General features: G+C 44.4%; 13 protein-coding genes. 10 read left to right on the top strand and 3 right to left on the bottom strand.

Features of this window, described 5'->3' with window-relative positions; genetic code table 11:
* The first annotated feature begins 56 nt into the window (after positions 1 to 56).
* Positions 57 to 809 (top strand): twin-arginine translocase subunit TatC, encoded by a 753-nt coding sequence (gene tatC, locus FR741_RS14885; RefSeq protein WP_005394442.1) that lies wholly within the window; start codon positions 57 to 59, stop codon positions 807 to 809.
* 459 nt (positions 810 to 1,268) lie between these two features.
* Here the strand turns inward: tatC and FR741_RS14880 are convergent, their stop codons facing one another.
* Positions 1,269 to 2,030: a TatD family hydrolase gene (locus tag FR741_RS14880; RefSeq protein WP_134647572.1), complete on the bottom strand. Its 762-nt coding sequence runs from the start codon at positions 2,028 to 2,030 to the stop codon at positions 1,269 to 1,271.
* 184 nt (positions 2,031 to 2,214) lie between these two features.
* Here FR741_RS14880 and hemB point away from each other — a divergent pair, with 184 nt between their 5' ends.
* From hemB to FR741_RS23805, 4 genes are all read left to right on the top strand, one after another.
* Positions 2,215 to 3,276, top strand: coding sequence for a porphobilinogen synthase (gene hemB, locus FR741_RS14875; protein ID WP_167427120.1), 1,062 nt, complete (start codon positions 2,215 to 2,217; stop codon positions 3,274 to 3,276).
* Positions 3,277 to 3,403: 127 nt separating this feature from the next.
* Positions 3,404 to 3,838, top strand: coding sequence for a GNAT family N-acetyltransferase (locus FR741_RS14870; protein ID WP_012841227.1), 435 nt, complete (start codon positions 3,404 to 3,406; stop codon positions 3,836 to 3,838).
* Positions 3,839 to 4,459: 621 nt separating this feature from the next.
* Positions 4,460 to 7,246, top strand: coding sequence for a DNA polymerase I (polA, locus tag FR741_RS14865; protein WP_048624601.1), 2,787 nt, complete (start codon positions 4,460 to 4,462; stop codon positions 7,244 to 7,246).
* Positions 7,247 to 7,439: 193 nt separating this feature from the next.
* Entirely contained in the window at positions 7,440 to 7,487 is a 48-nt protein-coding gene (locus FR741_RS23805) for a hypothetical protein (protein ID WP_438356636.1), read from the top strand.
* Positions 7,488 to 7,994: 507 nt separating this feature from the next.
* Here the strand turns inward: FR741_RS23805 and yihA are convergent.
* Complete coding sequence (gene yihA, locus FR741_RS14860; protein ID WP_005394452.1) at positions 7,995 to 8,654, bottom strand: ribosome biogenesis GTP-binding protein YihA/YsxC; 660 nt, start codon at positions 8,652 to 8,654, stop codon at positions 7,995 to 7,997.
* A 159-nt stretch (positions 8,655 to 8,813) separates the two neighbouring features.
* Between yihA and FR741_RS14855 the strand changes: the two genes are divergently transcribed.
* From FR741_RS14855 to hemN, 5 genes are all read left to right on the top strand, one after another.
* Entirely contained in the window at positions 8,814 to 9,431 is a 618-nt protein-coding gene (locus FR741_RS14855) for a c-type cytochrome (protein ID WP_005379248.1), read from the top strand.
* An 839-nt stretch (positions 9,432 to 10,270) separates the two neighbouring features.
* Positions 10,271 to 10,909, top strand: coding sequence for a class I SAM-dependent methyltransferase (locus FR741_RS14850; RefSeq protein ID WP_005394454.1), 639 nt, complete (start codon positions 10,271 to 10,273; stop codon positions 10,907 to 10,909).
* Complete coding sequence (yihI, locus tag FR741_RS14845; protein WP_005394455.1) at positions 10,909 to 11,451, top strand: Der GTPase-activating protein YihI; 543 nt, start codon at positions 10,909 to 10,911, stop codon at positions 11,449 to 11,451. Before FR741_RS14850 ends, yihI begins: the two co-directional genes overlap by 1 nt.
* Positions 11,452 to 11,458: 7 nt before the next feature.
* On the top strand, positions 11,459 to 11,947 hold the full coding sequence (locus FR741_RS14840) for a DUF2489 domain-containing protein (RefSeq protein WP_005379254.1): 489 nt from the start codon (positions 11,459 to 11,461) through the stop codon (positions 11,945 to 11,947).
* Positions 11,948 to 12,132: 185 nt separating this feature from the next.
* Positions 12,133 to 13,524, top strand: coding sequence for an oxygen-independent coproporphyrinogen III oxidase (gene hemN / locus FR741_RS14835; protein WP_005394456.1), 1,392 nt, complete (start codon positions 12,133 to 12,135; stop codon positions 13,522 to 13,524).
* A gap of 69 nt (positions 13,525 to 13,593) precedes the next feature.
* Here hemN and add read toward each other — a convergent pair whose 3' ends face one another.
* Positions 13,594 to 14,598 (bottom strand): adenosine deaminase, encoded by a 1,005-nt coding sequence (gene add, locus FR741_RS14830; protein ID WP_005395038.1) that lies wholly within the window; start codon positions 14,596 to 14,598, stop codon positions 13,594 to 13,596.
* Positions 14,599 to 14,663: the final 65 nt, after the last annotated feature.

Raw genomic sequence — 14,663 nt, 5'->3', positions numbered from 1 at the left:
GAGCTACTAGTGATTGGTAGCTCCTTTTTGATCTGGTTTTTAATAAGAGGTTTGCCATGTCTACCGTCGAGCAGACACAACCTTTAATTAGTCATTTGTTGGAGCTTCGCAACCGACTACTGCGCTCAATTTTGGCAGTGTTGGTGGTGTTTGTCGGACTAATTTATTTCTCTAACCACATTTACGAGTTTGTTTCCGCACCTTTAGTAGAGCGTCTACCTGAAGGCGCAACCATGATTGCTACGGATGTGGCTTCACCCTTTTTCACGCCACTGAAGTTGACGTTAATCGCTTCGGTATTTATTGCGGTGCCGTTTATTTTGTATCAAGTTTGGGCCTTTGTTGCTCCTGGCTTATACAAACATGAGCGTCGTTTGATCATGCCGTTGCTGTTCTCTAGTTCGCTATTGTTCTACTGTGGAGTGGCATTTGCCTACTTTGTGGTATTCCCATTGGTGTTTGGCTTCTTTACCGCTATCTCTCTTGGTGGGGTAGAGTTTGCAACTGATATCTCGAGTTATCTCGACTTTGTGCTGGCGCTATTTATGGCGTTTGGTATCGCATTCGAGGTGCCTGTTGCGATTATTTTGTTGTGTTGGACTGGGGCCACCACACCAGAAGATCTAAGACAGAAACGGCCTTATATCATTGTGGCGGCGTTTGTCGTAGGTATGGTGTTAACGCCACCAGACATGATCTCGCAAACCTTACTCGCTATTCCGATGTGTTTACTGTTTGAAGTCGGTTTATTCTTTGCGCGTTTTTATACGCGTCGAGGCGAAGAGGCAGAAGCTGAAACCGAAGAATAAGTTTACTGTAGATGTAAAAAGCGGCTCAATTGAGCCGTTTTTTTGCGGTTGGTTTGTTTCTTGGGCTAATTACTTAACTTTCATGACGTAACCACACTTTGTGCATACGTATACTTCCTTGATGCCCAGCAGCTTTTGAAAAAAACTGCGCGGTACGCGTTGTAAGTAAGCACCATGTGTACACACTTCAACTTCCATATTCATGCTGTTTTACATTTGTGCTAATTAATGGGCATAAAGCAGTATAGAAAAAGAATATGTCTAGTTGTCGACAGTTTTGCAAAACAGACGAAGTAAAGTGGCGATATGAGAGGTAAGTAGAGTTGCTAGTTAATTATTATGTTTATCAATAACTTTGTGTGGGTTGTTCTATTATTTCAATAGGTTGAATCATTCATTCAATAGTTTAGGTAATAAAAAAGCGACGTTGATTTCGTCGCTTTTTTCAATTTTCGTGAATTAAATATTAAACAGCTTTTTGGCATTTTCAGTCGTTATTGCATCGATAGTTGCGACATCGACATCACGCAAGTCGGCAACACGTTGTGCAACGAGAGAAGTGTAGGCTGGTTCATTACGCTTACCACGGTGCGGTACAGGCGCTAAGTATGGACAATCGGTTTCTAAAATGACCCACTGCATATCCAAATGTGGAATGACTTTATCCATCCCGCCATTCTTAAAGGTCGATACGCCACCCAAGCCTAAGTGGAAGCCTAGCTCATTGATTGCTTGCGCTTCTTCTAAAGTGCCTCCAAAACAGTGGAATACACCACGCAGACGACCATCTTGCTCTTGTCTTAGCAAAGTGAGTGTTTCTTCAATCGAATCACGAGTGTGGATCACGACCGGTAAATCCATCTCTTTTGCCCAGTTTAGCTGAGTCACGAATGCCATCTCTTGCTCGGCGCGATAGGTTTTGTCCCAATACAGGTCGATACCAATTTCGCCCACCGCAATAAACTTGTGTTTCTCAAACCAGCCGCGGATGATTTCCAACGTTTGCTCAACGTTGTTATCCACATAGCAAGGGTGGAGTCCCATCATTGAGTGGCACACGTCAGGATATGCCGCTTCGGTTTGTAGCATGGGCTCAATAGAGTCCAGATCGATGTTTGGCAACAGGATCTTATTAATGCCTTGCGCTAAGGCGCGTTGTACTACTTCATCGCGGTCGTTATCAAATTCGCTGGCATAGATGTGCGCGTGGGTATCGATCATCGTTACTCTCTGTGCTTCATGGTTGGTTTCGTATTCGAAGTATACTTGAGTGTGAGTGCTGGGTCATTTTCAGTTTTTTTCATTACCTTTTTCCAGATTGTCACTCGCAACATGCATCAAGAGTGATATGATTTTGTTCACCAGATGATTTGATCATCATAACCGTCCAGACAAGGAGAAAATGGTGTCTGTATCAATTCAAGGTCCATTCCCTGCACGCCGTATGCGTCGTTTACGTAAGCACGATTTTAGTCGTCGTTTGATGGCTGAGAACCAACTTTCTGTTAATGATCTGATTTACCCAATGTTCATCCTAATGGGTAAAGGTCGTCGTGAGAGCGTGGAGTCCATGCCGGGTGTAGAGCGTTTGTCGATTGATTTAATGCTAGAAGAAGCGCAATACCTTGCAAATCTAGGCGTTCCAGCAATCGCGCTTTTCCCTGTCGTAAACCAAGACGCTAAAAGCTTATGTGCTACTGAAGCCTACAACCCAGAAGGTTTGGTCCAGCGAGCAGTACGTGCGCTTAAAGAACATATTCCTCAAATCGGTGTGATCACAGACGTGGCACTTGACCCATTCACGACGCACGGCCAAGACGGCATCATCGATGAAGATGGCTACGTAATGAATGATGAAACCACGGAAGTACTGGTTAAGCAGGCTTTGTCTCACGCTGAAGCGGGTGCTGACGTCGTCGCGCCTTCAGACATGATGGATGGCCGTATTGGTAAGATCCGCGAAGCATTAGAAAATGCGGGCTACATTCATACACAAATCATGGCTTACTCGGCTAAGTACGCGTCGAACTACTACGGACCATTCCGTGATGCGGTTGGCTCTTCTTCAAATCTAAAAGGCGGCAACAAGAAAAACTACCAAATGGACCCAGCAAACATTGACGAAGCGATCCATGAAGTGGCGCTAGACATCAATGAAGGTGCGGACATGGTGATGGTTAAACCTGGTATGCCATACTTAGATGTAGTTCGCCGAGTTAAAACCGAACTTCAGGTACCGACGTTTGCGTATCAGGTGTCTGGTGAGTACGCGATGCATAAAGCGGCGATCATGAATGGCTGGCTCAAAGAGCGCGAAATTGTGATGGAATCACTACTGTGCTTCAAACGTGCAGGTGCTGACGGCATCTTAACGTACTTTGCGAAAGATGTGGCTGAGTGGTTGGCAGAAGAGAATGCACAAACTGCTCAACACCTAAATCGTACTCCGGAAGCGACTGAAGAGTAATTATCGCTCAGTGAGAAACACCAGACCAACAAGAGTTGTTCGTCTGTATATACCCAAGTAACCTCAGGCGGATTACAACAGTAACAATCCAAGGTGCTTGGGTATTTTTATTTTGGAGAAGAGAACAATGACAATGCTGATTCGTGAAGGCACATTGGAAGAAGCACTTCAAGTTGTGGCACGTGTTACCGAATTTTCGAAAGGAGAAACGGTAGACTCCATGACTCAACGTTTAGAAGAGAAAAACAGTTTAATCCTCGTTGCAGAAAAAAATGGCACGATTGTCGGCTTCAAAATAGGTTACGAATTAGAGGATGGTGTTTTCTATAGCTGGTTAGGTGGTGTAGTTCCTGAGGCTCGAAATGAAGGCGTGGCACAATTACTTTTGGAAGCACAAGAAGATTGGGCGGCTGAGCAAGGCTATAACACGTTAAAAGTGAAATCTCGAAATCAGTTTCCTGCTATGCTTCGATTGTTATTGAGAAATGGGTATATCATTGAAAAATTTGAAGAAAAAATTAATCTTCGTGAATCTCGAGTTCATTTCATTAAAGCGATGTGAAAATAAATGAGATTTTTTCTCATTTAACTGTTGACTACGAAATGAGAATCATTATTATTAAACCTGTCTTAGGGAATGAGGAAGAGTTCACAAGGACGTTGAATGACTTATTAACAGAAGTTGATTAACTGAAAGTTGAGAAGTGATGAAACATTTTTCCGAGAACTTGCACGAATTCTTTTTGACACGACATTGCTCACATTGCTTCCAGTGTAATTTATAGCTTCTTGGTTAAGCTGCTCTATTTACAGAATTTGCTTTACCACTTCTGCTAGGCGACCCCATTCGGGTCGCTTTTTTCTTTTCTACGATTTCTATTTGACGTCACTATTCGTATTTTTTTCCACACACGATGATCATTTAAGGATCGTTGATCTTCTCGCCGTTTTATAAAATAAATATTTAAAAACAATAAGTTATCATGTGTGTTTTTTGTGTTTTCTATCATTGGATAACCAGTGGATAATTTCTATAAACAGAGTTATCCACAGGGTGAGGTTGTCTTCGTGAATAAAATCGAAAAATTTACGCGACCTAGATCGAGCGAACAAGATAGATTCGGATCAGCAGTCATGGCATCCTAGGCAGATCTCTCAAGTACTGAATTGGATACAGACAATTATGGCAAGTATTCCTGAAAATCCGTTGATCCTTATCGACGGCTCTTCTTACCTATATCGCGCTTTTCACGCCTACCCGGGCACCATGAGTAATGGTGAAATTCCAACTAATGCCGTTTACGGTGTCGTGAACATGTTACGCAGCATGATGCGTCAGTTTGCGTCTGAGCGCATCGCGGTGGTTTTCGATGCGAAGGGAAAAACCTTCCGTGATGATATGTATGCAGAATACAAAGCTAATCGTCCGCCAATGCCGGATGATCTGCGTTGCCAAATTGAACCATTGCACAATGTTATTCGCGCGATGGGTTTACCACTAATCTGCGTTCCTGGTGTCGAAGCGGATGACGTCATTGGTACGTTGGCGCATCAAGCATCACAAAAGGGCATGCCTGTATTGATCAGTACTGGTGATAAAGACATGGCGCAGTTGGTGGATGATAATATTACCTTGATCAACACCATGACGAACGTCGTGATGGATCGTGAAGGTGTGGTTGAAAAGTTTGGCATTCCACCTGAGTTAATCATCGACTACCTAGCGCTGATGGGCGATAAAGTAGATAACATCCCTGGTGTACCAGGCGTGGGTGATAAAACAGCGACCGCACTACTGCAAGGTATTGGCGGTCTGACTAAGCTGTATGAAAATCTCGATGACATTGCTGCGCTCGGTTTCCGTGGTTCTAAAACCATGGCGAAGAAGCTCATCGATAACAAAGAAAATGCCATGCTGTCGTACGAGCTCGCAACCATTAAATTGGATGTTGAACTTGAAGAAACGCCAGAATCACTGCTGAAAGCGGAACCAAATAAAGACGAACTAGTGAAGTTGTATGGTCAACTGACGTTTAAATCTTGGTTGAACGAGCTACTTGAAGGTGGTTCTGGGTCGGTAGAAGCTGTTGAGCTTGCTGGCTCTGCTCAAGCCTCTGCTTCTCATGCTGAGATGGAAACTTCCGCAGTGACAATCGACCGCAGCCAATATGAAACGATTCTGGATGAAGAAACCTTCAATGCGTGGCTAGACAAACTTCAAACGGCCGAGTTGTTTGCGTTTGATACGGAAACCGACAACCTAGATTACATGCTAGCGAACTTAGTTGGTTTGTCATTCGCTGTCGATGAAGGTATTGCCGCTTATGTGCCTGTTGCACATGACTACCTAGATGCACCTGAACAGCTTGATCGTGATTGGGTTCTAGAACAGCTTAAGCCAATTCTTGAAGATGCAGCGAAAGCAAAAGTTGGTCAAAACTTAAAGTATGATGCGTCTGTATTGGCTCGTTATGACATTGAGCTAAAAGGTATCAAGCACGACACGATGTTGGAATCGTACATTTACAACAGTGTCGGCGGTAAACACGATATGGACAGCTTGGCGCTTCGCTTCCTACAACATAGTTGCATTTCTTTTGAGCAAATTGCAGGTAAAGGCAAAAATCAGCTTACGTTTAACCAAATCGAGTTGGAACAAGCATCGCCATACGCGGCAGAAGATGCGGATGTGACCCTTCGTCTGCACAATCGCTTGTTTGCGAATATCGAGCAGGATGAAAGCCTGAAGACAGTGTACGAAGAGATTGAAATGCCGTTGGTGCCAGTTCTTTCGCGCATTGAACGCACCGGGGTCTTTATTGACGAAATGAAGCTGAGTGCGCAGTCGGTCGAGATTACCGCTCGCCTTGATGAGCTTGAAAAGAAAGCGTATGAAATTGCAGAGCAAGAGTTTAATATGAACTCGCCAAAGCAATTACAAGCCATCCTATTTGAAAAAATGGGTTTACCGGTGGTGAAGAAAACGCCATCAGGTACACCATCGACGAATGAAGAAGTGCTGCAAGAGCTTGCCTTAGATTACCCACTGCCAAAATTGATTTTGGAATACCGTGGTTTGGCGAAGCTTAAATCGACGTACACGGATAAGCTGCCGAAGATGATCAACCCAACAACAGGGCGTGTGCATACTTCTTACCATCAAGCGGTAACCGCAACAGGTCGTCTATCTTCTACCGATCCGAACTTACAGAACATTCCAATTCGTAACGAAGCCGGCCGTCGTATTCGCCAAGCGTTTGTCGCACCAGCTGGCCATAAAATCTTAGCGGTCGACTACTCGCAAATCGAACTGCGCATCATGGCGCACCTTTCTGGCGACCAAGCGTTATTAGATGCCTTCCGTGATGGTAAAGACATTCACGCGGCAACTGCGGCAGAAATTATGGGTCTGGATATTGAACAAGTATCGAGCGAGCAGCGTCGCCGTGCTAAAGCCGTTAACTTCGGGCTTATCTATGGCATGAGTGCATTTGGTTTGGCGAAGCAGCTTGGTATCCCTCGCGGCGAAGCACAAGCCTACATGGATAAATACTTTGAGCGTTACCCTGGCGTTATGCAGTACATGGAAGACACGCGCAGCACGGCTGCAGATAAGGGCTATGTTGAAACGATTTTTGGTCGACGTTTGCATTTACCAGAAATCAAATCGCGCAACGGTATGCGTCGTAAAGCTGCTGAACGTGCGGCAATCAACGCACCGATGCAAGGTACAGCTGCGGACATCATTAAGAAAGCGATGCTGTTGGTTGATCAGTGGATTCAGGAAGAAGGCAATGGCCGTGTGAAGTTGTTAATGCAAGTACACGATGAATTGGTCTTTGAAGTTGAAGAGTCATCATTGTCCGAAATTGAAAGTAAAGTACAGAAATTGATGGAATCTGCAGCAGAGCTAAAAGTACCGTTGGTTGCAGAAGCAGGGCACGGTGACAACTGGGATCAAGCTCATTAGTCACTTTTAGACCAAAATAACCAATTAATTATGAGCCAGCGCACAAACGCTGGCTTTTTTTTGCGATTAAAAAAGCTAGCGCAAAGTTAACTTTGATGTTGCTTAATAAAAATTTCATGAAAAAAAACTACAAAAATTCTTTGCAATTCTGACCAATTGTTGTACATTAATACTCGTAGGGTACAGAGGTAAGATGTTCTATCTTTCAGACCTTTTGTTTCACGTTATTGGATTAGGCTGATTCAGCCGCCCCAGTCAGCTTTTGACTGGGGCGTTTTTTATTGGGCGAAAGAAAATTTTTCTTTTTGTTCAATGTGTTGGGTTGGTAACGACTTGTCTTTATATTTCTCCCACCTTTAACCTATTGTCTACACTCCAATTTTCTTCAAAAACTCGCAAACTATTCAGTCTGTAAATTTATGCCAATCACACTATGATTTTTTCTTGAAGGAAACTAAGTTGACGGGAAAATGGGTAGCTTTCTGTCTAACTTGTTGAATTGTATTTTCTTTATTGGTTATGGTTGTGAGTTGATTAAGCGAAAGCTAAAGTTAGGCGGCTTTTTAAGCTATTGAAATCATCCGATAGTTCAGCAATGCTTCGTCACATAACAATAATTACCAATTTTTCTCTCCCGTTATCCCTGCCAGGAAGGTGGGGATTTTTATTGCCTGTTATTTAGCTCAGATAAACAAAAGCCCCACCAAATGGTAGGGCCGTGTCGAAAAAATTTAACAAATATTGTTAATTATTCTTCGTCGCTTGCTGGGGTATCCAGTTCGCCTTCTTCTATCAGGTGTGCGAGCGCCGGTGCAAACCAGGTATCCAGTTTTGCGCGCAGTTGATCAACGCCTAACCCTTTAAGGGAAGAGAACACATCAACGGAAACGTCGCCACCGAAAGTTTCCACTTGTTTGCGAACTTTCAGCAGGGTTTGTTTGCGTGCGCCACTTTTTAGTTTATCTGCTTTGGTTAGCAAAACTTGCACAGGAATGTGGCTATCGATGGCCCAGAAAATCATTTGCTGGTCGAGATCTTTCATTGGATGACGAATGTCCATCAGAACCACTAAGCCTTTTAGGCACTCGCGTTTCTGTAGGTATTCACCTAAAGATTTCTGCCATTTGTTTTTCATCTCTACCGGTACTTGAGCAAAACCGTATCCAGGTAGATCGACAATGTGACAACCTTCTTCTACTTTGAAAAGGTTGATTAATTGGGTACGACCAGGTGTCTTTGATGTCTTGGCTAAGCTTTTTTGATTAGTTAGACGGTTAAGTGCACTCGATTTACCAGCGTTTGAGCGTCCTGCAAACGCAATTTCGACACCTTCGTCTTCCGGTAGGTGACGAATATCGGGTGCGCTGGTGATGAAATGCGTATTTTGGTAATGAATTTTTACGCTCACTGTTAACTCCATCTCGACTTTGTGTAGTCGATTGATTACTTTTTTGTGAAAATGTGTAAAATAACCGTGCTCGGCATAAGGTCGCCTATTGTACCATGAGTGTACGCGGTATGTTCACATTCCGTGGTACTGGAAGCTTGATAATTATAATGGAATGTCATGAAGAAATTAGCGCTAATTTTGAGTCTTTTAGCCAGTTGCTCAGTATGGGCCCAAGGTAATATTGAGGCTGGTAAAGCAAAATCACAAACCTGTGTCGCCTGTCACGGAGCAGATGGCAACAGTGCAATAACAACGTACCCGAAACTCGCAGGCCAACACGCTAAGTATCTTGAGAAGCAGTTAAAAGAACTTAAGCTAGGCATGACAAGTGGTGGTAAACAAGGTCGTTACGATCCTGTAATGAGTGGTATGGCAATGCCACTGAGCGATGAAGATATCGCAGACCTATCTGCTTACTACGCTTCGCTACCAGTTTCAGAAAACTCAACACCTGAAGATGTGGTAGCAAAAGGCAAAACGCTTTATACCGCTGGTGATGCCGAGCGTGGCCTAACCGCATGTATTGCATGTCATGGTCCTCGTGGCAATGGTACAGAGCTTTCAGGTTTCCCGAAAATTTCTGGTCAGCATGCTGACTACATCAAAGCTCAGCTAGAAAAATTCCGTGATGGCGACCGTGGTAATGATATGAATGCCATGATGCGCGACATCGCGAAGAAAATGACAGACGAAGATATCGAAGTGCTGTCTAAATACGTTGGCGGTCTGCACTAATATACCTAAATCGCTCAAGATCCTGCATCTTGAGTTTATTGGGTAGATGTCCCTACATCGTTCGAGCAACTTATACAAAAATGCCCTAGTGAATTCGCTAGGGCATTTTTGTTAGTGACAAATATCACAGTCGACTTTGAGTTCGAAAGCGATAGTTAGCTCGGTAGTTTGTGAGACATTTGCCATACTTGATGTTGGCTTTTTCTTGTTAGTGTTTTTAAGTTTTTGATTAAATGATAATTTTGATGTTTTAGAAAAATAGGCGGATTATTTTTTCAACTCATTACTTGTGAGCATCGCGGGATGGCGTAAAGTAGAAGTTGTTCACAGGGGGTGAATGTAAGGATTTAAGACCACGGTTTAGGTCTCCAAGGATGTAGCTCGGATGCTTGGTGATTTAGAAAGGGATTTAGATAGGTAGGGAGCCTATCAGATAAGGATGGTCATCTCGTCTGACGGTTAAGACAGTGAAACGGATCAGGCACAGGAAGTTGCTCAGTAGACAGGAAGTAAACGGATAGCCAAAACTCATCAGGAAGATGAAAAACAACTCTTTTTGGCAGGGAAAGCTCGAAAAACAAAGGGAACATTGATGCACCAAATGCGTGCAACACAGTTTCGCCACTTGATGGCACTTAGAAAGCGACAGTCTGACTGTCGCTTTTTTTATATTCTTTTCTCTTGGTAAGTCGCAATCTGAATTACGATTACTGCACTTATTTACTTCGATGGGTTGTAAACAAAGTTTTTTAACAAAAATTGCTGAAAAAATGCTCAGTAACACTCCAATCTGAGTTCACTTTCTGGTATGTTTCGCATCCCTGTTTGAGGAAGTCAGCATGCATACCTGTCCTTTATGCCAAAATCAGCGTACTCACCACTATTTTGAAGATAAGCGACGTGAATATCTTCAATGTGAGCAGTGCAGTTTGGTGTTTGTGAATCCAGACCAACGTTTGGATGCGGAAACCGAAAAAGCTCACTATGATTTGCATGAGAACAACCCTGAAGATTTAGGTTACCGACGCTTTTTGTCGCGTATTGCTGACCCGATCACAGAGCGAATTTCTCCACAATCAAATGGTATCGACTTTGGTTGTGGTCCTGGCCCAACGCTTTCCTTAATGTTGGAAGAGGCGGGGCACAACATGGCGTTGTACGACCTCTACTACCATCCTGATACGTCGGTTTTAGAAAAAACGTATGACTTCATGACAGCAACAGAGGTGATAGAGCACCTCTACCACCCAGACTTGGTGTGGAAGCAATGGTTGAATTTAGTTAAGCCAGGGGGCTGGATAGGCCTGATGACGAAAATGGTCATCGACGTGGAGGCTTTCAAATCATGGCATTATAAGAACGATCTCACTCATGTAGTGTTCTTTAGTCGTGACACGTTCCAGTTCCTAGCAGAGCGGGATAAGCTCGAACTCGAATTTATTGGTAATGATGTAATTTTACTGAGGAAACCCCAGTAATGAGCCGTAGTAAAAAATCTAGAAAGCCAGGTGCCGCTGGCGCACCTGAGTTTGTTGTAACTCGTAACCGTACAGAATCTGATGTGGAAGGCCGCCTACGCAAGCGTGCTAAAAAGCGCAAAGGCTTGAAAACGGGTAACCGTAACTCAGAAGTTAACGAGCAGAAAAAGCAAGCTGCTGCACAAAACCGCGACCCGCGTTTAGGCAGTAAAAAGAAAATTCCTCTGGTTGTTGAGCCTGCGAAGAAAATGACGAAGCAAGAGCGTCGTTTGTCGGCAGAGCAAGAACTAGAGATGCTAGAAAATGACGCGCAATTGAACGTGTTGCTAGACCGTATTGAAGCGGGTGAAAACCTAGGCACAGGTCTACAGAAATACGTCGATGAGAAGCTCGACCGCATTGAGAAGCTAATGGACCAACTAGGTTTGTTGGAACCTGAAGAAGAGGAAGACTTCACTGCTCCTGCTGAGAAAAGCACGCGCAATGATGATGACTTGCTGGCAGATTTCGACGACATTAACTTCGACGACTACAAAGGATAATTAAGCTATGAATGTAACCTTATTAGCTATTGCTGGTGTTGTGATTATCATCGCACTTGCTTCTTATGCAGGTTACCTTCTGCTTCAATTGAAAAAGCAAAAGGAATTGCAGCTAAAGCATCAAAAATTGGCGATAGATAAACGTAACGCCAACATTTTTGAGAATGTGCATACCTTGTGTCAGGCGGGTATTCAAGGCCAATGCGATTTGTCTGAAATCAGTATTCGTGTGTATAACATCATGGATTATGTACAAGGTGAAGACCGTGTCGATTTTGATAAAACGTACCCTGCAATTTCTGAGCTTTACCATATCGTGAAAGATATGGCGCGTGGTGAAGAACGCCAACAACTTGCCAAGAAAGAGCGTATGCAACAGAACTTGACGCGTCATAAAGCGGAAAGCCGCCTTACTGATGCGATCATTGAGGAGCTCAAAGTGTTGCAGAAAAACGTCCAGCCACTGAATAATCAAATCAATATTCAGATGATTTAATAGTTACCCCCAATGGTTTCCTTATGACTGCTTGGGGGTATCGTGATCACGCTAGCACTTCTTTAGTTTTATAATTAAAAAGCCAGTCGGCGTTGCCACGCTTGTCATCGTCGTATGGCAAAATAGCGGCTCTGAATATCGGGTGACGGCTTTCGTTGCCCTAGCATTTAACGGAAAGTACCACCATGTCGAATCAACACACTGAATCGAAGCAGCAAATCGTCTGGGATCAAGCGGTATTGGATAAGTACAACTATTCCGGTCCTCGCTACACGTCGTACCCAACGGCGCTGGAGTTCCATGAAGCGTTCACCATTTCTGATTATGATATGGCATGCACTCAGTACCCAGACCGCCCATTATCGCTGTACGTACACATTCCGTTCTGTCACAAGCTTTGTTACTACTGTGGTTGTAATAAAGTCATCACGCGCCACTCGCACAAAGCGGACGAATACCTCGATGTGCTTGAGCATGAGATTCGTCAACGTGCAGCCTTATTGGTGGGCAGAACGGTAACGCAATTGCACTTTGGTGGTGGTACGCCAACGTTCCTTTCTGAAAAGCAAATTACACGCGTAATGAGCCTGTTGCGCCAAGAGTTTACCTTTAGCAGTGATGCTGAAATCAGTATCGAAGTTGACCCGCGTGAAATTCAGATCACCATGCTGGATCACCTGCGTAGTGAAGGCTTTAACCGCTTGAGCATCGGTGTTCAGGACTTCAACAAAGAAGTGCAAAAACTGGTGAACCGTGAGCAAGATGAAGAGTTCATCTTTGCGATGGTTGCGCGCGCAAAAGAGTTGGGTTTCCGTTCGACAAACCTAGATTTGATCTACGGCTTGCCAAAGCAAACCAAAGCCTCTTTTGCCAAGACGTTAGAACAAGTACTGGAAATGCAGCCGGGCCGTCTGTCCGTGTTTAACTACGCGCACATGCCACAGCTATTTGCAGCGCAGCGTAAGATTAAAGACGAAGATCTGCCTAAAGCAGAAGAGAAGATGGCGATTCTGCAAGATACCATCGCGACACTGACTGGCGCTGGCTATCAATTTATCGGCATGGACCACTTTGCATTACCTGATGACGAACTTGCCGTTGCTCAGCGCGAAGGTATTTTGCATCGCAACTTCCAAGGCTACACCACACAAGGTGAATGTGATTTGGTTGGCTTTGGTGTCTCTGCAATCTCGATGATCGGCGATGCATACGCGCAAAACCAGAAAGAGCTGAAGAAATACTACGCTCAAGTCAACGAACTTCGTCACGCACTGTGGAAAGGGGTCTCGCTGGACTCTGATGATTTGCTACGTCGCGAAGTGATCAAGCAGCTGATTTGTAATTTTAAACTAGACAAGAAAGCGATCGAGTCTGAGTTTAAAGTGAAGTTTGATCAGTACTTTAAAGAAGACTTGCAGCTACTTCAGACCTTCATCAACGATGAGCTGGTGGAAGTGGATGACAATGAAATTCGTGTGACGCTGCGAGGTCGTTTGCTGATCCGTAATATTTGTATGAGCTTCGATAAGTACCTGCGAGCGAAGGCGCGTCAGCAACAATTCTCTCGTGTTATCTAATCATAGACGCCGATTCAAGATATAAAAAATGCCAGCAGATGCTGGCATTTTTTTATGTTTTCGCTGGATTTAAGCGCGATCTTTTACTTTTGCTTTCAGTTCCGCTTTTTCTGCTTCTGAAAGGAACGCAATCTCAAGGCCATTGATTTGTGCTTGGCGAATCTGGTCTTGGCTCAGACCAGCTGCTGGTGCCGCTACTTCGTATTCGTATGGCAGTTCGATGCCTTCTACCGCTGGATCGTCAGTGTTCAGACACGCAAGAACGCCATGCTCTAGGAACTGTTTGAGAGGGTGGTTTTCTAACGTTTCTACCGTGCTTGTTTGGTAGTTTGATGTTAGGCAAGACTCAATACCAATGCGGTTTTCTGCTAGGTAATCCATCAGTTTTGGATCGTGGATCGCTTTTACGCCGTGACCGATACGAGTTGCGCCCAGCTCATTGATTGCTTGCCACATGCTCTCTGCACCTGCTGCTTCACCAGCATGAACCGTTACCCCAAGGCCAGCGTCGCGTACTTGTTTGAAGTGAGACACAAAGCGATCGCCCGGTTGGCCCAGTTCGTCACCCGCCAAGTCGACGGCAACGATGTGATCTTTTTGGCTCAGAATGCCGTCCAGTTCTTGTTGGCATGCGTCGGTGCCAAATGTGCGACTCATGATGCCGATCAGGTTGGCTTTCACGCCAAAATCGCGCATACCCGCTTGCACACCGTCCACGACTGCTTCAACAACACCCGCTACTGGTAACTTGTGTTTCATTGCCATGTAGTATGGTGAGAAACGCAGTTCAGCGTAATCGATTTGAGCGTTTAGTGCGTCTTCTACGTTTTCGTACGCCACACGACGACATGCATCTAGGTCGCCCAGTACCGCAACACCCCAGTCGAGCTTAGAAAGGAAAGCAACAAGAGAGGGTTCCGCTTCGACAATTTGAACGTGAGGAGTGAGAGACTCAATATCGTACGCTGGCAGAGCAATACCAAATTTTTGGCCAAGCTCAAGAATCGTTTTAGTACGAATGTTACCGTCAAGGTGGCGGTGCAAATCAGTAAGAGGAAGGTTCTTCGTTATCATTATGTCGATCCGGATAGTTATGAACTGGAACAGGGCCCAAACATCATCTGTGACAATACATGGGT

Origin of the sequence: Vibrio diabolicus (assembly GCF_011801455.1) — a bacterium.
In the GTDB taxonomy this organism is placed as follows: Bacteria; Pseudomonadota; Gammaproteobacteria; order Enterobacterales; family Vibrionaceae; genus Vibrio; species Vibrio diabolicus.
Note: the sequence above shows the minus strand (reverse complement) of the source record. Positions and strands in the feature narration are given on the sequence as shown.